Source organism: Citrobacter braakii, assembly GCF_009648935.1.
GTDB lineage: Bacteria > Pseudomonadota > Gammaproteobacteria > Enterobacterales > Enterobacteriaceae > Citrobacter > Citrobacter braakii.
This window is the reverse complement of record NZ_CP045771.1, coordinates 1,097,594-1,121,508: the sequence shown is the minus strand read 5'-3', so window position 1 is coordinate 1,121,508 and position 23,915 is coordinate 1,097,594. Positions and strand designations below refer to the sequence as shown.

Genomic DNA, 23,915 nt, shown 5'->3' with positions numbered 1-23,915 from the left:
GGCCGTTGGTAGCATTTAATACAAGTCGAGCATTCAATCCCAGCTCAGGATCACTTTCCCTGACTGGCCCGAGCGCATCGCGTCAAAGCCCTGCTGGAATTCATCGATGGAGAATCGATGGGTGATAATCGGCGACAAATCCAGACCAGACTGAATCAATGCGGCCATCTTGTACCAGGTCTCAAACATCTCACGACCGTAGATACCTTTAATAAACAATCCCTTAAAGATAACTTTTGTCCAGTCGATGGACATGTCTGATGGTGGAATACCCAGCATAGCAATACGGCCACCGTGGTTCATGGTGTCCAGCATGGTGCGAAACGCTGGCGGCGCGCCGGACATCTCCAGACCGACATCAAACCCTTCGGTCATGCCCAGTTCAGCCATCACGTCGGTCAGACTCTCTTTCGACACGTTGACCGCGCGAGTGATGCCCATTTTACGCGCCAGTTCAAGGCGATACTCATTAACATCGGTAATCACCACGTGGCGTGCGCCAACGTGCCTGGCAACCGCTGCCGCCATAATACCGATTGGACCCGCGCCGGAAACCAGCACATCTTCCCCAACCAGATCGAACGACAGCGCCGTATGCACCGCATTACCGAACGGATCGAAGATAGACGCCAGGTCGTCAGAGATGTTGTCCGGAATTTTAAACGCGTTAAATGCCGGGATCACCAGGTATTCTGCAAAGCAGCCAGGACGGTTTACGCCAACACCGGTCGTATTGCGGCACAGGTGAGTACGTCCACCGCGGCAGTTACGGCAATGCCCGCAGGTGATATGACCTTCGCCTGAAACGCGATCGCCGATTTTAAAGCCTTTAACTTCCTGGCCGATGCCAACAACTTCGCCGACATATTCATGTCCAACGACCATCGGTACCGGGATGGTTTTTTGCGACCATTCATCCCAGTTATAAATGTGAACGTCAGTCCCGCAGATGGCTGTTTTACGGATTTTAATCAGCAAATCGTTATGGCCGACTTCCGGTTCAGGAACGTCGGTCATCCAAATGCCCTCTTCCGCTTTCAGTTTGGATAACGCTTTCATTTCACATCCTCAGGCAATAACGCCCAGTTGTTTACCAATGCGTGTGAACGCCTCAACAGCACGCGTAATCTGCTCAGGGGTATGCGCCGCAGACATCTGGGTACGAATACGCGCCTGACCTTTTGGAACCACCGGATAGAAGAATCCAGTAACGTAAATCCCCTCTTTTTGCAGCTCGCGGGCGAACTCTTGCGCCACTACCGCATCCCCCAACATGACTGGGATAATTGCGTGATCCGCTCCCGCTAACGTAAAGCCTGCGGCAGACATTTGCTCGCGGAACTGACGTGCGTTCGCCCACAGGCGATCGCGCAGCTCGCTGCCTGCTTCGACCATCTCCAGCACTTTAATGGAGGCAGAAACAATTGCAGGAGCCAATGAGTTGGAGAACAGATACGGACGGGAACGCTGACGCAGCCACTCAACAACCTCTTTGCGCGCTGCGGTGTACCCGCCAGATGCGCCGCCGAGCGCTTTACCCAGCGTACCAGTGATGATGTCCACACGCCCCATCACGTCACAGTATTCATGTGAGCCACGACCATTTTCGCCGACAAAGCCGACAGCATGGGAATCATCAACCATGACCAGCGCGTCGTATTTATCCGCCAGGTCACAAACGCCTTTCAGGTTAGCGATCACACCATCCATAGAGAACACGCCATCGGTGGCGATCAGGATATGACGAGCTCCCGCTTCACGCGCTTCTTTCAAACGAGCTTCCAGTTCGACCATGTCGTTGTTGGCGTAACGGAAACGCTTTGCTTTACACAAGCGAACACCGTCAATGATAGAAGCGTGGTTGAGCGCATCTGAGATAATCGCATCTTCTGCGCCCAGCAGCGTTTCAAACAGGCCGCCGTTGGCGTCAAAGCAGGAAGAGTAAAGGATGGCATCTTCCATACCGAGGAATGCCGCCAGTTTTTGCTCCAGTTGCTTATGGCTGTCCTGGGTACCGCAAATAAAGCGGACCGAAGCCATACCAAATCCGTGAGAATCCATACCTGCTTTTGCAGCTGCAATCAGTTCCGGGTGGTTAGCCAGCCCCAGATAGTTGTTCGCACAAAAGTTAATAACGTGGCTTCCGTCCGCCACGGTGATATCCGCCTGCTGGGCAGACGTAATAATGCGCTCTTCTTTAAACAATCCTTCCGCACGTGCGGTTTCGAGATCGTTCGTTAACTGTTTGTAAAAATCCCCACGCATTTCAATTCTCCAGACTGGGCAAATTTCAGCACATATTACCCAAAGCTATACGCTGATACGAGATGACGCATCATCACTTCTTCAAAATGAAGCATAAATCACGTATACCCACATGGCTAATCAGTGATGCCGTCGTATGGATTCATTGGACGCACTGAATCGCAACCAATTGAATTGGATGGATTTTATAAAAAATCATAAAAAAAAAACAGCAATTGCAGAAGAATGCCTTTGCAGCATTCTATCTGGTTAGATAACCCTTCAATCTCATTCAAGCCACTACTTTCGAGTGAGAAAAATTCGCAATGCCTGGAGTTTTGCACCTAAAGCGGTTCGCCGATAAACACGGAACAGATCGAACCATTTGCCACGACCAAGGTAATTAAGCATTAATAGCTCAGGGCGCTTGTAATAACACATGACAAAAATACCCTGATCATCATCAACAATATTATTTCTGAGAGTCTCTTTTTGACACTCAGTGACTAATGAGTAAAACTCTTTCCATTTCTCTGGTGAACCAACAATAGCGCCGCCGATAATATAAGTATGATTTCCGATCATAAAATCAAAAACCTGTTTTCTGGATGATATAACCAGACCCTTTTTAATCGTGAAGAGATGCATTTTATTACGGTCAAAAGGGAAGTCCCATACTTTTAATCCGCGAGTAACCTGCGGTTTACGGCAATATCCGAAGTCTACCCAGGCAACCATCGGAGTATTAACTAAGCCTGCATTTATGGCCTTAGCTACAAAATATGCTTTTAAATTAGTAACCAACACATATTCTGGAGACCAGTACTCAGGATTAGCTAACTGTCGAGTCTCTAATTTATTCTTGAAGGCATCATCCTGCTGGATTTGTCTTATTTTATTTTTAATATATTTAAATTTTTTATCTAAATCTATGGTTATAATTTTTGTAGGTTTACCTTTGCGTATTTCCGCAATTCTGGCTTCAAACTCAGACGAGGTAAAAATAACCATCTCATTTTCTAAAGCGGCTAACCGTTTGAAGTAGTCAAAATAGACATCAGAAGATCGGGAAAGTTTTTCACGGAAGCCTTTATTAACAGTCCACTCCCCCCTACCGATATCAAAATATGCTGTCACAATAGTGGTAGACGATTTCATAACCATTTTCAAACCATTAATAAAAAAAATATTATATCACATAGTTTTTGTTTTTGTACATATAATATACATAGATGGATATAAAAAAACTAAGTACATTTAAGATTAATTTAATAGACTTAATAACCATTAAATAAGCATTCTTATACTGGTGTTTATAGGCCTTCTACCGACCCACCATCTTACTTAAGAGGCTGAAGGGATGCCGATGTGATGGTATGATTACAGACATTAGTGTCTGAGATTGTCTCTGACTCCAAAATTCGAAGGTTACATTTATGATCATCGTTACCGGCGGCGCGGGCTTTATCGGCAGCAACATCGTCAAGTCATTGAATGATAAAGGCATCACCGACATCCTGGTGGTGGACAACCTGAAAGATGGCACCAAGTTTGTTAACCTGGTGGATCTGAATATTGCTGACTACATGGACAAGGAAGACTTCCTGATCCAGATTATGGCCGGAGAAGATTTCGGCGATATCGAAGCGATTTTCCACGAAGGCGCATGCTCCTCCACTACCGAGTGGGACGGCAAGTATATGATGGATAACAACTATCAATACTCCAAAGAGCTGTTGCACTACTGCCTGGAGCGTGAAATTCCGTTCCTGTATGCGTCCTCTGCCGCCACCTACGGCGGTCGTACTTCTGATTTCATCGAATCCCGTGAATATGAGAAACCGCTGAACGTTTACGGCTACTCAAAATTCCTGTTCGACGAGTACGTTCGTCAGATCCTGCCAGAAGCCAATTCTCAGATTGTTGGCTTCCGCTATTTCAACGTCTACGGACCGCGTGAAGGCCATAAAGGCAGCATGGCAAGCGTCGCTTTCCACCTCAACAGCCAGCTCAACAATGGCGAAACACCAAAACTGTTCGAAGGCAGTGAAAACTTCAAGCGTGATTTCGTTTACGTAGGCGATGTGGCTGCGGTGAACCTGTGGTTCCTGGAAAACGGGGTTTCCGGCATCTTTAACCTTGGTACCGGTCGTGCGGAATCTTTCCAGGCCGTTGCCGATGCAACGCTTGCGTACCACAAAAAAGGCAGCATTGAGTACATCCCATTCCCGGAAAAACTGAAAGGTCGCTACCAGGCGTTTACCCAAGCCGATCTGACTAATCTGCGCGCTGCGGGCTATGACAAGCCGTTTAAAACCGTTGCTGAAGGTGTAACGGAATATATGGCCTGGCTGAACCGCGACGCGTAAGTATGAAAATTTTGGTGGTAGGCCCGTCCTGGGTGGGCGACATGATGATGTCGCAAAGTCTCTATCGCACGCTTAAGGCGCGCTATCCCCAGGCGATAATCGACGTGATGGCACCTGCATGGTGCCGTCCGTTATTATCGCGCATGCCTGAAGTTAACGAAGCTATCGCCATGCCGCTTGGACACGGCGCGCTGGAGATCGGTGAGCGGCGTAAACTCGGTCATAGCCTGCGTGAAAAACGCTATGACCGCGCCTATGTGCTGCCTAACTCGTTTAAATCCGCTCTGGTACCGTTCTTTGCTGGCATTCCCCATCGTACCGGTTGGCGTGGTGAAATGCGCTACGGCCTGCTAAACGATGCGCGCGTGCTGGATAAAGATGCCTGGCCGCTGATGGTCGAACGCTATGTAGCCCTGGCCTATGATAAAGGCGTAATGCTGTCAGCTAAAGATTTGCCGCAGCCTCTGCTATGGCCGCAGTTGCAAGTAAGTGAAGGTGAAAAGTCCCTGACCTGTCGCCAGTTTTCCCTTTCTGCCGAACGCCCCATCATCGGCTTTTGCCCTGGAGCGGAATTTGGTCCAGCGAAACGCTGGCCACATTACCACTACGCAGACCTGGCGAAGCAACTGATCGATGAAGGCCATCAGATTGTGCTTTTTGGCTCTGCAAAAGACCATGAAGCCGGAAATGAGATCCTGGCGACGCTGAGCGTTGATCAGCAGCCCTGGTGCCGTAATCTGGCAGGCGAAACACAGCTGGAGCAGGCCGTCATTCTGCTCGCCGCCTGCAAAGCGGTGGTCACCAACGACTCTGGATTAATGCACGTTGCCGCAGCGTTGAATCGACCTCTGGTAGCGTTGTATGGCCCCAGCAGCCCGGATTTTACTCCGCCGCTTTCACACAAGGCGCGCGTAATTCGCTTGATTACGGGCTATCACAAAGTACGCAAGGGAGATGCAGCAGAAGGCTATCATCAGAGCCTGATTGACATCACACCCCAGCGCGTGCTGGAAGAACTCAACGACCTGTTGTTACAAGAGGAAGCCTGACGGATGCGGGTACTGATCGTTAAAACATCGTCTATGGGCGATGTACTGCATACGTTACCGGCATTAACCGATGCGCAGCAGGTCATGCCGGATATTCAATTTGATTGGGTAGTGGAAGAAGGCTTCGCGCAGATCCCATCCTGGCATGCAGTCGTTGACCGGGTTATTCCAGTGGCGATCCGCCGCTGGCGTAAAGCCTGGTTTTCAGCGCCGATTAAAGCCGAGCGTAAAGCCTTTCACGATGCGGTGCGTTTACATCAGTATGACGCGATAATTGATGCGCAGGGTCTGGTAAAAAGCGCGGCGTTGGTTACGCGTCTGGCACGTGGCATCAAGCATGGTATGGACTGGAGCACGGCGCGCGAACCATTGGCGAGCCTGTTTTATAATCGCAAACATCACATTGCCAAACAGCAGCACGCGGTAGAACGTACGCGTGAATTGTTCGCCAAAAGTCTGGGATATTCCAGGCCCCAGTCGCAGGGTGATTACGCTATCGCTCAGCATTTTCTGAAAGAAAGTAATGCTGATGCGGACCAGTATGCCGTATTTCTGCATGCCACAACGCGTGATGATAAGCACTGGCCAGAAGCCAACTGGCGGGAGCTAATTGGCCTGTTAAATAACGCTGGCATACGTATTAAACTGCCATGGGGTGCTCCTCACGAAGAAGCACGAGCCCGTAGGCTGGCAAATGGTTTTTCTTATGTTGATGTTCTTCCACGGATGACTTTGGGAGAGGTCGCTCGCGTACTGGCGGGGGCAAAATTTGTGGTGTCGGTTGATACAGGCCTGAGTCATTTAACCGCTGCACTGGATCGCCCTAATATTACGTTGTACGGTCCAACGGACCCAGGATTGATTGGTGGGTATGGGAAGAATCAAGTGGTATGTCGCTCAGAAAGTGAAAATCTTTCAGACTTACGTTCTTCGACCGTATTGAAATCAATTAATTGCGATTTTTTAAATAATTGTCTGTAAGTGTCGGAGAAATGATGGCTTTAACAAAGTTTTTTTTAGATGAGAAAAAAAACTGGAAGATAAACTGGAATAGAGGACTTATATTTCTGTTTGTCGCCACCTATTTCTTAGGTGGTATTACGCGTTATAAACATTTGATTGTCATTCTGATGACTATCACAACGATTGTTTATTTATGTAAGAATCCTCGACATTATATTCCAATTTTTAAAACATTTGTTTTTGCAAGTGTATCATTTCTTGTAATCGCTACCTTCGTCTCTTTAGTGTTCACTCCTGAACTAAAAGCTAGCCTGAAAGAGATAAACAACTCAGTTGTTGAAAATGTCTTATTATGCACTATTGCGATCCCTGTATTACTAAGAGAAGAAAGCAAAGAAACCATTTCAAAGTTGATATTCTTCTCGTTCCTTACAGCTCTTAGTTTGCGATGCCTTTCAGAACTTGCCCTTTATTATCAGGACTATCAGCAAGGGTTCATGCCTTTTACTAATTACCAACATCGCGGAATTTCGGATGCAATGGTGTTTTTATTCCCAGTGCTTCTGAATCTATGGCTCATTAAATCAGCAAAATACCGTATATTATTCCTGTTGTTAGGGGCGATATACACCTTTTTAATTCTTGGAACATTGTCCCGTGGCGCATGGTTATCTGTATTTATTATTGCTCTTACATGGATAATCATGTACAAACAATGGCGATTGCTTACTGTAGGAATCCTCGTAGCCATTGTTGCTCTGACAGCTATATTTTCATACAAAGATATGTCAGAAAACCTGACCGTTAAATTACAGCAAACTGACAGCTCATACCGCTATACTAACGGTACGCAAGGAAGTGCGTTTGACCTAATCTTAGAAAACCCAGTTATTGGTTATGGTTTTGGTAATAACGCTTATAAAATTGTATACAACAAGCGTGTTGTTGATTATCCAAACTGGACATTCCGCGAGTCAATTGGACCACACAACCTTATTCTCTTTGTATGGTTTGGTACAGGATTACTTGGACTGGTGGGTTTAATACTGGTGTACACTAGCATTGTGAGAGAATGTGTTACGCATGCATTTAGGGAGAATTACTATTCCCCATACAATGCTTATATAATAATTTTACTTTCATTTTTCGGTTATTTTATTATACGCGGCAACGTTGAGCAGATTGAGTTAGATCTGTTGGGTATTTTTGCAGGTTTTCTGTTAGCGCTGAAGAATAAATAAAATAGTTAAAAAAAGGCTACTTTATGTAGCCTTTTTATCACTCGAACCAGTTACAAATAACCTCTTCAAACCGTTGTGTAACCGCAGACCAACTATAGTTTCCAACGACATATTGCTGACCTCGTTGGGCGGTATCCGCTAAACTACTTTCCGCCATTACCCTGGTAATATCCTGAGCAATAGTTTCTGCAGTCATCGGCTCAGTAAGGTGATAGCCTGTAATTTTATCTTTAACAAACTCAACCATGCCGCCTCGAGTACTGACTAATACAGGTCTTCCAGCGCCCATAGCCTCAATAGCCACCATACAAAATGGCTCCTGAAATTGAGAAGGAATCACAACTATATCTGCCAGTGGATAGTAATAGTGCATTTTCTCGGGTGAGATACTACCTAACATAATACAATGTGGTTTGAGGCGCTCAGCTATTTCCCGAACTTCACGCTGATAATCACCTTTATCGTTCTTACTTACTTCCATGTGATCACCAACAACCACAAGCTTCAGATTTTTGTTCTCATGCAGCAACTTTTCAAAAGCCTGCAGAAGCAAGAGAACGCCTTTATCAGGGACTATACGTCCAGCAAAAAATACCACCTTGCTTTCAGGGGAAATATTTAATTTATTTTTTGATATTGATTCATATGACGATTGATAGATATCCAGGTCAATACCATTAGGCACAATAACAATATCAGCTTCAGGAAGATAAGATTGATAATAGTTCTTCAAAAACAAACTTGGTACGATCATCTTAACTTTTTTATCAAGCAACTTAGGTTCAAACGCATTATGCATATGAATCACAACTTTAGCCTGAGGAGCTTGCGAACGAATTTGTCGATATAGCTTCATACTGTTATGGACAACAATCACACTTTGATCGGTTATCTCAAATTTTTCGGCAACTTTCAGTATGCGCTTTGAATAAGGTAACGGATCCAGCCGAGTCCACTTTTGGAAAATACGCTTATATACTGAGCTAAATCCAATACGATGAATACTGCATCTTTCGTTTACGTAAGAATAATCAGAATATCCTTCGTTCTTTATACAGACAATACGATTAGGGAATTTAGTTCTCTGGGCAACCTGATACATCCAGGTCTCAACTGCTGCGGCACCACGTGGTGGAATAGAATAAATAGGTGTTACAGTAAATATGATTTTATCAATCATAAAGATCACCATTACATTGTTTTATATTTAATTGCTGCGATCAGGCCTGGAATTATTTTATTTTGATAAAGAAGGTGTTTATATTCTTCTCTATATTCGTGCTTTTGTTTTGCAACTTGATAAGGCTGATTCTTCCATGGTGACTTCTCATATACTGTGCGGAAAAATTGTGCTGAGGAATAGTCAGCCCACTCGTGCCATGGTTTTGTTACACCAGTATAATGAATAAATACTGTCTCTTCATTAATCACTGATTTATAGTGATTTTTATTTTTAATCTCAAACTCAGACTTCAATGAATAAATTGAGTTATATTTCCTCGGTAGTAATACCGCATGATGCAAAAACATGATATTTAAAATATCCTGATCAGGATATTTTACTCTGGAAACTATACTTTCATCTAACAATAGTTCGAAGAATTTCTTTGTCAAATTAGAGTTAAGCCATTGCTGCAAGTTTATATACATGACACCCGAGTTAAAGTAGTTGCCTTTAAACTCAGGGTTATGTAGACGCTCTGCACTTTTATCCTGCATTGAATCAACATCTACTACAACCGCACCATATTCCCCATCAAATTTCAGTGCGGCAAGATCCTCTAAAGAGCCTTTACACGTAATATCAGCATCAAGATATAGCAGTCGTTCTAATCGTTCAGAAAAATAATCAAATGAAAGCAAGCGATAGTATATTGACACTGGCCATATGTTTGTTTTAGGTAGTGACACCAGCGGTTCAGAATCAATATGATATAGCTTAATAACTGTTTTATACTGTTCTGCTAGTTGTGTCAAAAGTACAATATATTCTTGATCTAAATAATCCGCAATAATATGAAAAGTAAAATTAATATTACTCTCTTTATTATTTTCAAGGATTGATGCAATAGAAATTGCCGCGCCAGTTTGGTAATTTTTATCGATTCCCCATGAGATATTAAAAGTGTCACGATCATCACATGGTGTAACACGTCTGTCTAACTCAATAATATCTTTGAAGTTAGTTAATCTTTTGAAGTCCAAGTTAATTACCTTTCATTATTTCAGCTATATTTTCCAGCGGCTAAGATATGCATTGCTGTTGATTATTTTAACAATGTACTTAGCCAGCAGTTAACCTTTCAACTTGGTCAGATAATAATTAAAGTAGTTACACAGTCCCTGAACGTATAACCCTTGTTTAAATTTATGCTTTGCACAATATCTGAATTGATTGCTATTGGTCGGTTTGAGAAGCGCTACTGAATGCCAGGGCGAGGCCTCTTTCGCAACTAAAAAACTCTTCGATACCGGATAGTTGGACCACTCATGCCAGGGTTTTGTCGGTCCCACATAATGAATGAAGACAGTTTCATTATTCACAGGATTGACTACTTTATCTTTCAGTTCATAATTAATGCTAAAGCGTGTATTGTATTTACCATTGATAAAAGTTACTTTTTCGGCTAACAACACATTAAGGACATCTTGATCAAGATGAGTTATTCTTTCCACCCATTCTGGAACTCGCAACATTTCGATGGCTCGGGAAGAGATATTATTACTGTGCCATGCGTTGATGTTGATAAGTAAGAATCCAGCATTAAAGTATCCGGCGATTAATTCTGGAGTGGCCAGCGTTACAGAACGATTATGCCACCATTCGGAATCTCTTTCCGTTACAACGACAGCGATCTCATCTACGGAAAACTTATAATCGACCAGTTCTCGTACACTACCCTGGCAAGCAATATCAGCATCCAGGTATAATAATTTATCTATTTTATTATAGAAATAATCTGCAATAACAAAACGGAAGTATGTTGCATAAGTCCAGTTTTTTGTACTAGGTAAGTTTTTTAATTTATTGCAATCAATTAGGTAAACTTTGATACAGGATTGATATTGTTTAGCAAGATCGGCGAATCTGGCTTTATCACTCTCATCGAAATAATCAGTAAATATATGAAATGTGAAATCGATTTTTTTATTCGACAATAATACAGAGGCTATTGATACACCGCAGCCAAATAAAAAATTCCTGTCAATACCATAACCGATATTAAAACAGTCTGCAGAAGCATTTTCCCGAAAATCGTACTCAAAAACAGAAAGGATAACTTCTTTATCGCTAAATTGAGACATTTGACTCTTACCAATTTTTGAGAAATAGACCATGTTCTCACATGATGCATTTCAAATAGTTCAGGATAAATTAATCACAGAGATTTACGGATTGTTCTTTCGCGTATTTTATTAGCTTTAACCTGAGCTTCCTTGAACAAATCAGCCTCCTGACTTAGGATGCTTTTCAACGGCAACTCGCAATAGATGCGTAGAAATCTATAAATATCACGCTGGGTTAATCCAATGTTCATGGACGAAAAATAGAGACCGATCAAGTCCTTATCGCGCCAGCGTCGGGGAACAGTCGACCGAATCTGAGCACGGTGCAAATCAATCACTGAAATCTTGAGATCGTCCTCACGCCCTGAAAAAGGCAGATGTAATAAAAAGTGGCAAATATAGCAATCGCGATGATTGATACCTCCAGCATGCATCTTACGCACCATGGTGGCAACACGATCAATAATTATACGCTTCACTTTCACATCGGGAGAATTTGTGGCCCAATCAGCACAGTAATCTTCTAAGCTGATAGTTGGTGTGAGATCCTCAGTAATAATAAACGAGGTTTTAGTCAGTGGATTCAACCCTTTCTCACCAAATCCCACGCCTGTCATTGTATCCACACCTAACTGACTCAGGCGATGAATGGCATTCCATTCTCTATCAGCACCTAATACTGGCATGCGTAATGAAAGTAGGTTTTTAACAATCTCTTTCAGAGAAGTGCCTCTGTGCCATTTTAAAAAATAGCTTTTACCCGTTAGTTCAAATCGTAGAGTACGGCGAGTCTCCAGTTCTCTGAATACTTCACCTTGTAAATTTTTAACTTCTTCAAATGCATCTTTCCCGCGCCATAGTGTGGCTAACGGTTCTTTTAATTCAACCATCTAAACCACCCGTAATCATATCCGCAGCTTTCTCCGGTAGGCTGTATAAATCTTGCGTATCCGCATAGTGTCGTGCATTTGCCCTCCATTCCGAACACAATGAAGGCTCTACCAGCGCTTTACGTAAGGCTTCATTCAGCGTTTCTTGCCGGAATGGTTCTGTAATTGCCATACCACAATTAGCATCAACAATATAATGCGCGTAACCGCATACGGCTGTGGTCAACACCGGCAGCCCGGCAGTGATTGCTTCTAGTAAAACAATACCTGCCGCCTCCTGATAAGCTGGATGCATCAATATATCAGCCGCAGCCATTAATTCTGCAACATCATTACGGCCAGAGTAGAAATGGACATTACTGCGTACGCCAAGTTTTTCCGCCAGCGCCTCAAATTTTCTCGGTCTGTCTTGTCCAACAACATACAGTAGCGTATTAGTCCGAAGCGTTTCTGGTAACGAGGCCACTGCACGTATTGAACGATCCACACCTTTACGAGTGAAATCAGAGCCTACCTGCAATAATAGATTTTGTTGCTCTGTTATACCGTTTTTCTGGCGATAAACTTCACGGCTATTCGGAATCTGCTGGCTATACTTCCTGTCCGGATAAATCCCTGGAGGAAGAATATGAAATCGTTGAGCTTCTGTCTGATAGTGCTTCTGAAAATCAGCAATCTGCTTATCAGTTAGCATCAATAGCTGCGTCGGTTTACCCTGCTCAAACGTCGCGCGTTCAAACGCTGCATAGTGCCGATATCGTGAAGTTAACCGATAGAGGAAACCTTTTTCTTGTGCCACTTTCTCGGCATAGCAAACGTCAGCAGCATAGTAGAGATCCAGCCCTGGCATTTTATTAAAACCAACAACCCGATCGACAGAGTGCTGAAGTAAATGTGCCTGGACCCAGGAATAATACTCCGCATTGCGACCATGGTTTGTCCGGGACTTGACCGGTACAAGAACCAATTCAAAAACGTCAGGACACTCACCTTCCCAGGACTGCGTATAGACACGAACATGGTGACCACGTGCCGCTACAGTTTGCGCAATGCGCATAAAATCACGCTGTAACCCACCGAATGGGAAGTATTTATACAAACAGAAAGCAACAATCATACGGGACTCCCCGCTTGTGGCGGCACAAGTCTACCCGGTAATAATTTATCGATAGCAGCAATAACATCGTCAGCGGGTATCACCGAAAGATACATTTCATTGCGATCGCGCTGTTCGCGTGGAGGCATCGGACGGTAATCACCAGCCCAAAATTGAATCATCTGCTTTGACCATGGTCGCCAAAAATTATGATCCGTTGCGCCAAACAGGCATATCAATGGTGTATCAACCGCAGCAGCAATGTGTCCCGGAGCAGAGTCCACCCCAATAAACAACTGCGCATGATCGATGACCGCTCCTAGCTCGGGGAAGCTCATCTTTCCCGCCAGCGCAGTAACGGGCTTTTCTTTGCAACCTTGTGCAATTTCATTCACGCAAGCCAGATCGTCTTCGCCAGGGCCAGAGGTCATAACTACCTCCAAACCACGCTGGTGTAAGGCGTCAATTACCTGTGAAAACTTTTCGTTATTCCAGCATTTGAAGCGTTGGCGTGCCGTTGGTTGAATTACAACGTATTCATCACCAACTCCAGCCCGATTTAATTCTGTGCGCATACGTTCCCAGCTATCCGGAGGATAGCTCATTGTTGTATGCGTAACAGTCGATTTAAGTTTCAACGGGGCCAGCACAGACAGATTGCTTTCCACCACATTTTCACCGCTAAGCGGAGCCAGACATGTAAAACTATTTTTCCAAAAAGAAGATTGCCGATGTGCATAATCTTGAGAGATTTTGATTGGCGCGTTCAGTAGCCGCATCAGTATCGCAACCATCCACTGATCGGTAAGGTTTACAACTAAATCATACCCATTTGCGCGCAACGTTCCGATCAGGTGCAGAAAATTAGTAATTTTATCAGTTACTTTTGTCTTTTTATTTTTAATACCATAAAGGGCATTAATTTCTGGGTTTTCCGACAAAATTGGGATGGTATCCTGATAGAGAAGCACGTCGATTTTCGCATCAGGATAGTTCTGCTTTAGCGTACTAATGACCGGAGTTGTTAACAACATATCTCCGTGAAAACGCATTTTTATGACCAGAATTCTATTAATTGGCTTATCCACAAGCGGCTCTTTTATCGTGAGTGTCCGGTAAAGTTAAGCAGAAAAAAGCACGCTACCGCCCCAGGCTCAACAGCTACCTGATTACTGATATCGCACTGATTTTTTACGCGCTAGTGTATCACTTCTTTCGCCATGTTCCGACTCGAATAATTCTTGCACAGCCAATGGTTTTAAAACATGTAAATCAATGAATTAAGATGTTCAGACCTTTTGATTTTTAGCCCTCTATCTCGACTAAACCGGAAAATATCAACAGAAAACGTAAAGATGCAAAAGATGCTGGTACCCTGGACATCCCCCGCGAGGGACGCTATTTAATTTAAAAATAGGAAAAGTATTGGTAAAGCCACAGCTAAATACATAGAATCCCCAGCACATTCATAAGTCAGCTACCATTATGCTCGAATTGCTTTACACCGCCCTTTTCTACCTTATTCAGCCTTTGATCTGGGTACGGCTTTGGGTGCGCGGACGTAAGGCTCCGGCCTACCGTAAACGCTGGGGTGAACGCTACGGCTTTTACCGCCGTCCGCTAAAACCAGGCGGCATCATGCTTCATTCGGTTTCCGTGGGCGAAACGCTGGCAGCTATCCCATTAGTCCGCGCTCTGCGACATCGTTACCCCGACTTGCCGATCACGGTCACCACCATGACGCCAACCGGTTCCGAGCGCGTACAATCCGCTTTTGGCCCTGACGTTCAGCATATTTATCTACCATACGATTTACCGGATGCCCTAAATCGTTTCCTGAATAAAGTTGACCCCAAGCTGGTGTTAATTATGGAAACCGAGCTGTGGCCGAATCTGATCGCGGCACTGCATAAACGCCATATTCCGCTGGTCATTGCCAATGCACGTCTTTCCGCTCGCTCAGCTGCTGGCTACGCTAAATTAGGTAAATTTGTTGGCAGGCTACTGCGCCGAATTACGTTGATTGCCGCTCAGAACGAAGAAGATGGCGCTCGTTTTATCACGCTTGGTGCCAGAAGCAATCAGGTCACCGTTACCGGCAGCCTGAAGTTTGATATTTCCGTCACGCCGCAGCTGGCCGCAAAAGCGATTACATTGCGCCGTCAATGGGCACCTCACCGCCCGGTATGGATTGCAACCAGCACGCACGACGGCGAAGAAAGCATAATCATTGCCGCCCATCAGGCGTTATTAAACCAGTTCCCTAATCTTTTACTGATTCTGGTACCCAGACATCCTGAACGGTTCCCGGATGCCATTAACCTCGTACGCCAGGCTGGGCTAAGCTATACGACACGTTCTTCGGGCGAAGTTCCGTCATCAGGAACCCAGGTCGTAATCGGCGACACCATGGGCGAGTTGATGTTGCTTTACGGCATTGCTGACCTTGCTTTTGTTGGCGGTTCGCTGGTTGAACGCGGTGGACACAACCCACTGGAAGCCGCGGCGCACGCCATTCCGGTACTGATGGGGCCACATACTTTTAATTTTAAAGATATTTGCGCCCGCCTCGAACAGGCAAGCGGATTGATCACCGTCACCGACGCAACTACGCTGGTGAAAGAGGTCTCTTCTTTACTGACCGATGCAGATTATCGTAATTTTTATGGCCGTCACGCAGTTGAAGTTCTGTATCAAAATCAGGGCGCGCTTCAGCGTCTGCTGCAGCTGCTGGAACCTTATCTGCCACCCAAAACGCATTGAGGCAAGTCATGCAAAAACGGGCGATTTATCCAGGAACCTTTGATCCCATTACTAACGGCCACCTCGATATCGTGACACGAGCGACAAGCATGTTCGATCACGTAATCCTGGCAATTGCCGCAAGTCCCAGTAAAAAACCGATGTTTACTCTGGAAGAGCGCGTTGAGCTGGCACAGCAGGCAACGGCGCATCTCGGTAATGTGGAGGTTCTGGGATTCAGCGATCTGATGGCAAACTTTGCCCGCGATAATCAGGCTAACATTCTGATCCGTGGCCTGCGTGCGGTAGCCGATTTTGAGTATGAAATGCAGCTGGCCCATATGAACCGTCATCTGATGCCACAACTGGAAAGCGTCTTTCTGATGCCGTCTAAAGAGTGGTCATTTATCTCATCGTCACTGGTGAAAGAAGTTGCCCGCCACCAGGGTGACGTAGCGCACTTTCTGCCGGAAAACGTTCATCAGGCATTATTGAGTAAACTGAAGTAATGCGTCTGGCCGGATGAGGCATACGCTACGTCCGGCCGATAATGGTGTTATTTCTGACAGCGACGGCAATAAAACGTTGTGCGCTGAGCGTGTTTTGTCGCAATGATTGGCGCGCCGCATACGCGACAGGGTTCACCTTCTCTCCCATAGACCTGCAGCTCCTGGGCAAAATAACCCGGCTTACCGTCACTTTGCAGAAAGTCCTTCAGCGTGGTCCCGCCCTGCTCGATAGAACGCAGCAAAACCGCCTTGATAACGCGCACCAGCAGTTCGCACTCATCCTGCGACAAAGATGACGCCAGACGGTCAGGATGGATACCAGCCGCAAACAGCGACTCGCTGGCATAGATGTTTCCCACCCCCACGACCAGCTTGTTATCCATCAGCCAGGGTTTAATCGCAGTTTTCTTCTTCGCACATTTCTGCTGCAGATAACCAGCATTGAAATCGTCGCTCAGCGGCTCAGGGCCAAGATGGGCGAGGACATTATGCCCATCCAGCTCTTTAGTCCACAGCCAGGCGCCAAAACGACGCGGATCGGTATAGCGCAGGACTTTGCCGTTACTCATCACTAAGTCGACGTGGTCATGTTTTTCTGCCGGAAGCTCTTCAGAAAGGATACGCAAACTACCCGACATCCCCAGGTGAATGATTACCCAGCCATCTGATAGCTCCAGCAGCAGGTATTTCGCGCGCCGCTGTACGCTCAGGACAGGTTTATCACTCAGACGATAGATTTCCTCTGATACTGGCCAACGCAAACGACCGTTACGCACAGTCGCGTGCATAATCGTTGCCCCCACCAGATGCGGCTCAATACCGCGGCGGCTGGTTTCGACTTCAGGTAATTCAGGCATAGTATCTCCGGCTGTGTATCAGGTCTCATTAATATGGGGACGGCCAGAAAACAAAAAACCCCGCCGAGGCAGGGTTTTTCTTTACATCAAAGCGGAAATTATTTGATTTTCGCTTCTTTGTATAAAACGTGCTGACGAACAACTGGATCGAACTTTTTCAGCTCCAGTTTTTCCGGCTTAGTACGTTTGTTCTTCGTGGTGGTATAGAAGTGACCAGTACCAGCAGAAGAAACCAGCTTGATTTTCTCACGAATACCTTTAGCCATGATTTATTTCCTCTTAGTACTTAGTACTTTTCGCCACGGGCACGCAGTTCAGACAGAACTGTTTCGATGCCTTTCTTATCAATAACACGCATACCTTTAGCAGATACACGCAGGGTGACAAAACGCTTCTCGCTCTCAACCCAAAAACGGTGAGAGTGCAGGTTAGGCAGGAAACGGCGTTTAGTCGCGTTCAGTGCGTGGGAACGGTTGTTACCGGTCACCGGACGCTTGCCAGTAACTTGGCAGACTCGGGACATGTCTATTCTCCAAAAATCAAATTAGCTCGAGCTTCGTATGGGGTATTGGCGCCTCGTCAGGCTTCTCAGCCCGGTTATCGCAGTTCAATACACTAAATCTTTCATCGTTGCCTCGTCATTGGACGCAACAAGAATGATTTTGCGTATTTGCGAACTCTCGATTGCCAGGCCCAAATGCCAAACCCGAGATTCTCAAAGGTGGCGTAGTATACGCTGAGTCAGCGATGTGCTCAAGTCCCGAACAGACAAAGATCCCGATGGATCGCGTAAAGTGCGTTAAATCCAACCGCGTTCCGCAAAAGAAACGTACTCTCCGCGCCCAATGACCAGATGATCAAGCACCCGGATATCCATGAACTGACAGCATTTCACAACACGCTCGGTGATGAGTTTATCTGCTTTGCTCGGCTCTGCACACCCCGAAGGGTGATTATGTGCAAGGATCACCGCAGAAGCATTCATTTTTATCGCTTCGCGGACAATTTCTCGCGGATGCACTTCAACGTGGCTTAGCGTTCCGGAAAAAAGTTTACGGTGTTTAATCACGCGATGTTGAGAATCCATAAAGATCACATAGAAGATCTCGCGTTCCTCTTGCGAAAGCTGGCTTTGCAGAAATTCACGCGCCATTTCCGGGCTTAGTATCGCACGCTCCTCTATCACCTGTACGTTGTAGTAGCGCCTTGCCAGCTCCACTATTCCCTTCAACTGTGCGTACTTCGCGATACCGATACCCTGAACATAGCTGAAATCCATGTAATCAGCAGACAACAGGCCATACAGCGAATCAAAATGCTGAAGCATCTCTTTCGCCAGCGTAAGCACATCTTTACCCAGTATCCCGGTGCGTAGAAAAAGAGCGAGTAGCTCTACGTCGGTCAGCGAACTGGCCCCCTGCGCCAACAGCTTTTCCCGAGGCATTATACGTCCTGTATTTTCCATGCTTTTCCCCTCCTTTCGCGTCCGCATAGTGGCATAACGCCAGCGGCGAATCGACGCTCTGTTTTCACTTCTTCGTAGAGCCTCGCAAACTGGAGCGCGGGCAAAAGCACGACACATTGCGGATTGTGATAAAATATCCGCCTTCTGGTGAAACCCAACAGGAAAGATCATGATGAGCCTGGCCGGTAAAAAAATCGTACTTGGCGTCAGTGGCGGGATTGCTGCGTACAAAACCCCTGAGCTGGTGCGTCGTTTACGGGAACGCGGCGCAGACGTCCGCGTGGCGATGACCGAAGCAGCAAAAGCGTTTATTACTCCTCTGAGCTTACAGGCGGTTTCGGGCTATCCTGTATCCGACAGCCTGCTTGACCCCGCAGCCGAAGCCGCGATGGGCCACATTGAGCTGGGGAAATGGGCCGATTTGGTTATACTGGCCCCTGCGACGGCAGACCTGATTGCCCGCGTTGCCGCAGGTATGGCCAACGATCTGGTGTCTACGATCTGTCTGGCAACGCCAGCGCCTGTTGCCGTGCTGCCGGCTATGAACCAGCAGATGTACCGCGCTGCCGCAACCCAACACAATCTGAGCATTCTTGCCTCGCGCGGTTTGCTCATTTGGGGCCCTGACAGCGGTAGTCAGGCATGTGGCGATGTCGGTCCTGGACGTATGCTGGATCCGTTAACAATTGTGGATATGGCGGCAGAACATTTTTCACCTGTCAAAGATCTGCAACATCTCAACATCATGATTACAGCAGGCCCGACGCGTGAACCGCTTGATCCCGTGCGTTATATTTCCAACCACAGCTCCGGGAAAATGGGATTTGCTATCGCGGCCGCTGCCGCAAAACGCGGGGCAAACGTCACGCTGGTATCAGGTCCGGTTTCGTTACCTACACCGCCTTTTGTCCAGCGCATTGATGTGATGACCGCGCTGGAAATGGAAGCCGCCGTGCAATCTGCGGTGCAACAACAGCATATTTTTATCGGCTGCGCCGCAGTCGCTGATTATCGCGCTGAAACTGTCGCCAGTGAAAAAATCAAAAAACAGGCCACGCAGGGTGATGAATTAACAGTAAAAATGGTCAAAAACCCGGACATCATCGCTGGTGTTGCCGCACTGGATGCTAACCGTCCTTTTGTCGTTGGGTTTGCCGCCGAAACAAATAATGTGGAAGAATATGCCCGGCAAAAACGCATCCGCAAAAACCTTGATGTGATCTGTGCGAACGACGTTTCGCTGTCCACTCAAGGATTTAACAGCGACAGCAACGCATTACACCTTTTTTGGCAGGATGGAGATAAAGTCTTACCGCTTGAGCGCAAAGAACTCCTGGGCCAATTATTACTCGACGAGATCGTGACCCGTTATGATGAAAAAAATCGACGTTAAGATTCTGGACCCGCGCGTAGGGCAACAATTTCCGCTCCCGACGTACGCCACTTCTGGTTCTGCCGGACTTGACCTGCGTGCCTGTCTTGATGACGCCGTAGAACTGGCGCCTGGCGCAACAACGCTGGTGCCAACCGGGTTAGCTATCCACATTGCCGATCCTTCTCTTGCGGCAGTGATGCTCCCGCGCTCCGGGCTGGGCCATAAGCACGGGATCGTACTGGGCAATCTGGTCGGTTTGATTGATTCTGACTACCAGGGCCAGCTGATGGTTTCAATCTGGAACCGTGGTCAGGACAACTTTACTATTGAACCGGGCGAACGTATCGCGCAGATGGTATTTGTACCGGTCGTCCAGGCTGAATTTAATTTGGTGGAAGAGTTTGAAGCCACCGATCGTGGCGAAGGTGGCTTCGGCCATTCCGGGCGCAAGTAACCCGCAGAAAAGTATCTCACAGCGTAATAACGCAATAACACACCGCAAACACCCGTTTGCGGTCGCTGTGTGGATGCCTGCCTGGCAAGAGCTTATTTTCAGGGGTATTTTGTAACATGGTAGAAAAGCAAACTGCGAAAAGGAATCGTCGCGAAGAAATACTTCAGTCTCTGGCACTGATGCTTGAGTCCAGCGATGGTAGCCAACGCATCACGACAGCTAAACTGGCGGCCTCTGTGGGCGTTTCCGAAGCGGCCTTGTATCGCCATTTTCCCAGCAAGACCCGCATGTTCGATAGCCTGATTGAGTTTATCGAAGATAGTCTGATTACCCGTATCAATCTGATTTTGAAAGATGAAAAAGACACTAACGCGCGATTGCGTCTGATCGTACTGCTGATTTTAGGGTTCGGTGAACGTAATCCTGGCCTGACGCGAATTCTGACCGGACACGCGTTGATGTTCGAGCAAGACCGTCTGCAAGGCCGTATTAACCAGCTTTTTGAGCGAATTGAGGCGCAGTTACGCCAGGTTCTGCGAGAAAAAAGAATGCGTGAAGGTGAAGGCTACACCGTGGATGAAACGCTGCTGGCCAGCCAGTTACTGGCTTTCTGCGAAGGTATGCTGTCCCGGTTTGTACGTAGCGAATTTAAATACCGCCCAACGGATGATTTCGACATCCGCTGGCCGTTGGTTGCCGCTCAATTGCAGTAACACCGTTGTTGGATGGCGACCTCGCCTATTTTGCCTACGAACTCCGCGGTGCGTAGGCTGGATAAGCGCAGCGCCATCCGGCAGTTCTTATACGCCGTATGCTTCGCGATACGCCCGTACTGCGGCCAGGTGTTCTGCCATTTCTGGTTTTTCTTCCAGATACGCAATCAGATCTTTCAGGGTAATGATAGAAATCACCTTGCAGCCATAATCGCGTTCCACTTCCTGAATCGCTGAAATCTCGCCGCGACCGCGTTCCTGACGATCGAGAGAAATCAGTACCCCCGCCAGCGTAGCGCCGTTAGCCTGAATAATTTCCATCGACTCACGAATAGCCGTACCTGCAGTGATAACATCATCCACCAGCATTACACGCCCCTCAAGTGCGCTACCTACCAGATTACCGCCTTCACCGTGGGTCTTCGCCTCTTTACGGTTAAAGCAGTACGGCAAATCTTTATCGTGGTGTTCCGCCAGCGCAACAGCCGTGGTGGTCGCAATCGGGATACCTTTGTAGGCCGGACCAAACAGCAAATCGAACTCAATACCGGAATCCATCAGCGCTTCGGCATAAAAACGGCCTAACAGAGCCAGGCAGCGCCCGGTATTAAACAGCCCGGCGTTGAAGAAATAGGGGCTTTTACGCCCGGATTTCAGCGTAAACTCGCCAAACTTTAGTACCTGCTTGCTAAGCGCAAACTCAATAAACTGGCGCTGATACGGTTTCATGGATTCGCTCCTCATCTCACTTTATTACAGACAAAAAAAAAGGCGACTCATCAGTCGCCTTTAAAATCAATTTTCTAACGCCGCCTTCTGCGTCGTTACAATGGATTCGATTCCCCCTCGGGCTAACGCCAGTAGGGTGAGAAGTTCTTCATGGCTGAACGGCTCGCCTTCAGCCGTGCCCTGCACCTCTATAATGCGGCCATCTTCAGTCATCACCACGTTCATGTCGGTTTCTGCGGCAGAGTCTTCAACATATTCGAGGTCACAGAGCGCTTCACCGTTCACAATGCCCACGGAAACCGCGGCGACCATCCCTTTCATCGGGTTAGTTTTCAGTTTACCGCTCGCTACCAGCTTGTTCAGCGCATCAGCCAACGCCACACATGCGCCGGTAATTGATGCAGTGCGCGTACCACCATCTGCCTGAATAACATCGCAGTCCAGCGTAATAGTGAATTCACCGAGCGTCTTCAGATCAACGGCGGCGCGCAGCGCACGAGCGATCAGACGCTGGATTTCCATGGTACGACCGCCCTGCTTACCTTTCGCCGCTTCACGGGCGTTACGGGTGTGCGTGGCGCGTGGCAGCATGCCATATTCTGCGGTGATCCAGCCCTGGCCCTGACCTTTCAGAAAACGCGGTACGCCTTCATCAATAGAGGCGGTACACAGCACTTTGGTATCACCAAATTCGACCAGCACGGAGCCTTCAGCGTGTTTTGTATAATTACGGGTCAGGGTGACGGGACGCACCTGGTTGGCACTACGACCTGCTGGACGCATGATAAAATCTCCGGCTTGAAACGAATGTGGCTGCGCATTATACGGACTTCCGACTGTTATTCCTATCCTGACAAGACGTGGATGGCTATAATCCTCCCATCTCATCTTTAAAAACAGGAACGTCTATGATCCGCAGCATGACCGCCTACGCCCGGCGTGAAATCAAGGGTGAATGGGGTAGCGCTACCTGGGAAATGCGCTCGGTAAACCAGCGTTATCTGGAAACTTATTTTCGCCTGCCGGAACAGTTCCGTAGTCTTGAACCCGTTGTTCGCGAACGTATACGCACGCGTCTGACGCGCGGTAAAGTCGAGTGTACGCTGCGTTTTGAGCCTGATGCCAGCGCCCAGGGCGAGCTGATTCTAAATGAAAAGCTCGCTAAACAGCTCGTTAGCGCTGCTAACTGGGTCAAAATGCAGAGTGATGAAGGTGAAATTAACCCAGTTGATATCCTGCGCTGGCCAGGCGTAATGGCTGCCCAGGAGCAAGATCTGGACGCCATTGCCGCTGAAATCCTCGCCGCGCTTGACGGTACGCTGGATGACTTCATCGTCGCGCGTGAAACCGAAGGTCAGGCGCTGAAAGCGCTGATCGAGCAGCGTCTGGAAGGCGTCAGCACTGAAGTCGCTAAAGTGCGTGCACATATGCCGGAAATTCTGCAATGGCAGCGTGAGCGTCTGGTAGCCAAACTGGAAGACGCCCAGGTGCAACTGGAGAATAACCGCCTTGAGCAAGAACTGGTGCTGATGGCACAGCGCATCGATGTAGCAGAAGAGTTAGATCGTCTGGAAGCCCACGTCAAAGAAACCTACAACATTCTGAAGAAAAAAGAGGCTGTTGGCCGCCGTCTGGACTTCATGATGCAGGAATTCAACCGTGAGTCGAACACTCTTGCATCCAAGTCTATCAATGCCGAGGTGACTAATTCCGCAATTGAACTGAAGGTATTGATCGAGCAAATGCGCGAGCAAATTCAGAATATCGAGTAAACTCCATTCCACGTAGCCCACCCATAAACGACGGGGCTACGTGTTTTTCCCAACACTTCGGTTGTAACCCATCCATTTCGAATTATATTTTCTCATCATTTATTGTCACCATTCATAAAGTAAAGCGCATGCTATAACGCATTTACAGCAAAATCACAT

Annotated in this window: 25 protein-coding genes; 10 read left to right on the top strand and 15 right to left on the bottom strand. The window is 47.0% G+C overall.

Going from position 1 to position 23,915, the window contains the following annotated elements; all coding sequences use genetic code 11:
• Nucleotides 1–33 precede the first annotated feature (33 nt).
• From tdh to yibB, 3 genes are all read right to left on the bottom strand, one after another.
• Nucleotides 34–1,059: an L-threonine 3-dehydrogenase gene (gene tdh, locus GFC06_RS05140; RefSeq protein ID WP_046275753.1), complete on the bottom strand. Its 1,026-nt coding sequence runs from the start codon at nucleotides 1,057–1,059 to the stop codon at nucleotides 34–36.
• Nucleotides 1,060–1,068: 9 nt separating this feature from the next.
• On the bottom strand, nucleotides 1,069–2,265 hold the full coding sequence (gene kbl / locus GFC06_RS05135) for a glycine C-acetyltransferase (protein ID WP_046275754.1): 1,197 nt from the start codon (nucleotides 2,263–2,265) through the stop codon (nucleotides 1,069–1,071).
• 279 nt (nucleotides 2,266–2,544) lie between these two features.
• The gene (yibB, locus tag GFC06_RS05130) at nucleotides 2,545–3,402 is read right to left on the bottom strand and encodes a protein YibB (protein WP_049282859.1); all 858 of its coding nucleotides are present in this window, start codon (nucleotides 3,400–3,402) and stop codon (nucleotides 2,545–2,547) included.
• A gap of 278 nt (nucleotides 3,403–3,680) precedes the next feature.
• On the opposite strand from yibB, the gene rfaD reads away from it, so the two are divergent.
• Genes rfaD through rfaL form a run of 4 tightly spaced genes read left to right on the top strand, consistent with a single transcriptional unit; the run spans nucleotide 3,681 to nucleotide 7,866 of the window.
• A complete protein-coding gene (gene rfaD / locus GFC06_RS05125; protein ID WP_153689903.1) occupies nucleotides 3,681–4,613 on the top strand; it encodes an ADP-glyceromanno-heptose 6-epimerase in 933 nt (310 codons plus the stop codon).
• 2 nt (nucleotides 4,614–4,615) lie between these two features.
• Complete coding sequence (rfaF, locus tag GFC06_RS05120) at nucleotides 4,616–5,662, top strand: ADP-heptose--LPS heptosyltransferase RfaF (protein WP_046275755.1); 1,047 nt, start codon at nucleotides 4,616–4,618, stop codon at nucleotides 5,660–5,662.
• A gap of 3 nt (nucleotides 5,663–5,665) precedes the next feature.
• Nucleotides 5,666–6,643: a lipopolysaccharide heptosyltransferase RfaC gene (rfaC, locus tag GFC06_RS05115; RefSeq protein WP_153689902.1), complete on the top strand. Its 978-nt coding sequence runs from the start codon at nucleotides 5,666–5,668 to the stop codon at nucleotides 6,641–6,643.
• Between the two features lie 14 nt (nucleotides 6,644–6,657).
• Nucleotides 6,658–7,866, top strand: coding sequence for an O-antigen ligase RfaL (gene rfaL, locus GFC06_RS05110; protein WP_153690728.1), 1,209 nt, complete (start codon nucleotides 6,658–6,660; stop codon nucleotides 7,864–7,866).
• 37 nt (nucleotides 7,867–7,903) lie between these two features.
• On the opposite strand, the gene GFC06_RS05105 is transcribed toward rfaL, so the two are convergent.
• The 6 genes from GFC06_RS05105 to rfaQ all read right to left on the bottom strand — a co-directional run bounded on the left by GFC06_RS05105 (nucleotide 7,904) and on the right by rfaQ (nucleotide 14,228).
• Entirely contained in the window at nucleotides 7,904–9,046 is a 1,143-nt protein-coding gene (locus GFC06_RS05105; RefSeq protein WP_194831212.1) for a lipopolysaccharide N-acetylglucosaminyltransferase, read from the bottom strand.
• Between the two features lie 11 nt (nucleotides 9,047–9,057).
• Entirely contained in the window at nucleotides 9,058–10,071 is a 1,014-nt protein-coding gene (locus tag GFC06_RS05100) for a glycosyltransferase family 8 protein (protein ID WP_153689900.1), read from the bottom strand.
• A 90-nt stretch (nucleotides 10,072–10,161) separates the two neighbouring features.
• Nucleotides 10,162–11,172, bottom strand: a complete 1,011-nt coding sequence (gene waaO, locus GFC06_RS05095) for a lipopolysaccharide 3-alpha-galactosyltransferase (RefSeq protein WP_153690727.1) — start codon at nucleotides 11,170–11,172, stop codon at nucleotides 10,162–10,164.
• A gap of 74 nt (nucleotides 11,173–11,246) precedes the next feature.
• A complete protein-coding gene (rfaP, locus tag GFC06_RS05090; protein ID WP_049282810.1) occupies nucleotides 11,247–12,044 on the bottom strand; it encodes a lipopolysaccharide core heptose(I) kinase RfaP in 798 nt (265 codons plus the stop codon).
• Nucleotides 12,037–13,161, bottom strand: coding sequence for a glycosyltransferase family 4 protein (locus GFC06_RS05085; protein WP_153689899.1), 1,125 nt, complete (start codon nucleotides 13,159–13,161; stop codon nucleotides 12,037–12,039). Before GFC06_RS05085 ends, rfaP begins: the two co-directional genes overlap by 8 nt.
• Entirely contained in the window at nucleotides 13,158–14,228 is a 1,071-nt protein-coding gene (rfaQ, locus tag GFC06_RS05080; RefSeq protein WP_016157758.1) for a lipopolysaccharide core heptosyltransferase RfaQ, read from the bottom strand. The genes GFC06_RS05085 and rfaQ overlap by 4 nt, the downstream gene beginning before the upstream one ends.
• Before the next feature lie 397 nt (nucleotides 14,229–14,625).
• On the opposite strand from rfaQ, the gene waaA reads away from it, so the two are divergent.
• Both waaA and coaD read left to right on the top strand, forming a co-directional pair.
• Entirely contained in the window at nucleotides 14,626–15,903 is a 1,278-nt protein-coding gene (waaA, locus tag GFC06_RS05075) for a lipid IV(A) 3-deoxy-D-manno-octulosonic acid transferase (RefSeq protein ID WP_016154983.1), read from the top strand.
• A gap of 8 nt (nucleotides 15,904–15,911) precedes the next feature.
• Entirely contained in the window at nucleotides 15,912–16,391 is a 480-nt protein-coding gene (gene coaD / locus GFC06_RS05070) for a pantetheine-phosphate adenylyltransferase (RefSeq protein ID WP_016154984.1), read from the top strand.
• Nucleotides 16,392–16,438: 47 nt separating this feature from the next.
• On the opposite strand, the gene mutM is transcribed toward coaD, so the two are convergent.
• The 4 genes from mutM to radC form a co-directional block, all read right to left on the bottom strand.
• Nucleotides 16,439–17,248, bottom strand: coding sequence for a bifunctional DNA-formamidopyrimidine glycosylase/DNA-(apurinic or apyrimidinic site) lyase (mutM, locus tag GFC06_RS05065; protein WP_019078041.1), 810 nt, complete (start codon nucleotides 17,246–17,248; stop codon nucleotides 16,439–16,441).
• 98 nt (nucleotides 17,249–17,346) lie between these two features.
• Entirely contained in the window at nucleotides 17,347–17,514 is a 168-nt protein-coding gene (gene rpmG, locus GFC06_RS05060) for a 50S ribosomal protein L33 (protein ID WP_003024094.1), read from the bottom strand.
• 20 nt (nucleotides 17,515–17,534) lie between these two features.
• Complete coding sequence (gene rpmB, locus GFC06_RS05055; protein ID WP_003024071.1) at nucleotides 17,535–17,771, bottom strand: 50S ribosomal protein L28; 237 nt, start codon at nucleotides 17,769–17,771, stop codon at nucleotides 17,535–17,537.
• 276 nt (nucleotides 17,772–18,047) lie between these two features.
• Complete coding sequence (gene radC / locus GFC06_RS05050; protein ID WP_016154986.1) at nucleotides 18,048–18,713, bottom strand: RadC family protein; 666 nt, start codon at nucleotides 18,711–18,713, stop codon at nucleotides 18,048–18,050.
• Nucleotides 18,714–18,885: 172 nt separating this feature from the next.
• Here radC and coaBC point away from each other — a divergent pair, with 172 nt between their 5' ends.
• From coaBC to slmA, 3 genes are all read left to right on the top strand, one after another.
• A complete protein-coding gene (gene coaBC, locus GFC06_RS05045; RefSeq protein WP_153690726.1) occupies nucleotides 18,886–20,106 on the top strand; it encodes a bifunctional phosphopantothenoylcysteine decarboxylase/phosphopantothenate--cysteine ligase CoaBC in 1,221 nt (406 codons plus the stop codon).
• Nucleotides 20,084–20,542, top strand: coding sequence for a dUTP diphosphatase (dut, locus tag GFC06_RS05040; RefSeq protein ID WP_016154988.1), 459 nt, complete (start codon nucleotides 20,084–20,086; stop codon nucleotides 20,540–20,542). Before coaBC ends, dut begins: the two co-directional genes overlap by 23 nt.
• A gap of 116 nt (nucleotides 20,543–20,658) precedes the next feature.
• Nucleotides 20,659–21,255: a nucleoid occlusion factor SlmA gene (gene slmA / locus GFC06_RS05035; RefSeq protein ID WP_016154989.1), complete on the top strand. Its 597-nt coding sequence runs from the start codon at nucleotides 20,659–20,661 to the stop codon at nucleotides 21,253–21,255.
• Nucleotides 21,256–21,342: 87 nt separating this feature from the next.
• Here the strand turns inward: slmA and pyrE are convergent, their stop codons facing one another.
• Complete coding sequence (gene pyrE / locus GFC06_RS05030) at nucleotides 21,343–21,984, bottom strand: orotate phosphoribosyltransferase (protein ID WP_016157763.1); 642 nt, start codon at nucleotides 21,982–21,984, stop codon at nucleotides 21,343–21,345.
• 66 nt (nucleotides 21,985–22,050) lie between these two features.
• Nucleotides 22,051–22,767 (bottom strand): ribonuclease PH, encoded by a 717-nt coding sequence (gene rph, locus GFC06_RS05025; protein WP_016154991.1) that lies wholly within the window; start codon nucleotides 22,765–22,767, stop codon nucleotides 22,051–22,053.
• A 125-nt stretch (nucleotides 22,768–22,892) separates the two neighbouring features.
• Here rph and GFC06_RS05020 point away from each other — a divergent pair, with 125 nt between their 5' ends.
• Nucleotides 22,893–23,756, top strand: a complete 864-nt coding sequence (locus GFC06_RS05020) for a YicC/YloC family endoribonuclease (protein ID WP_019078038.1) — start codon at nucleotides 22,893–22,895, stop codon at nucleotides 23,754–23,756.
• Nucleotides 23,757–23,915: the final 159 nt, after the last annotated feature.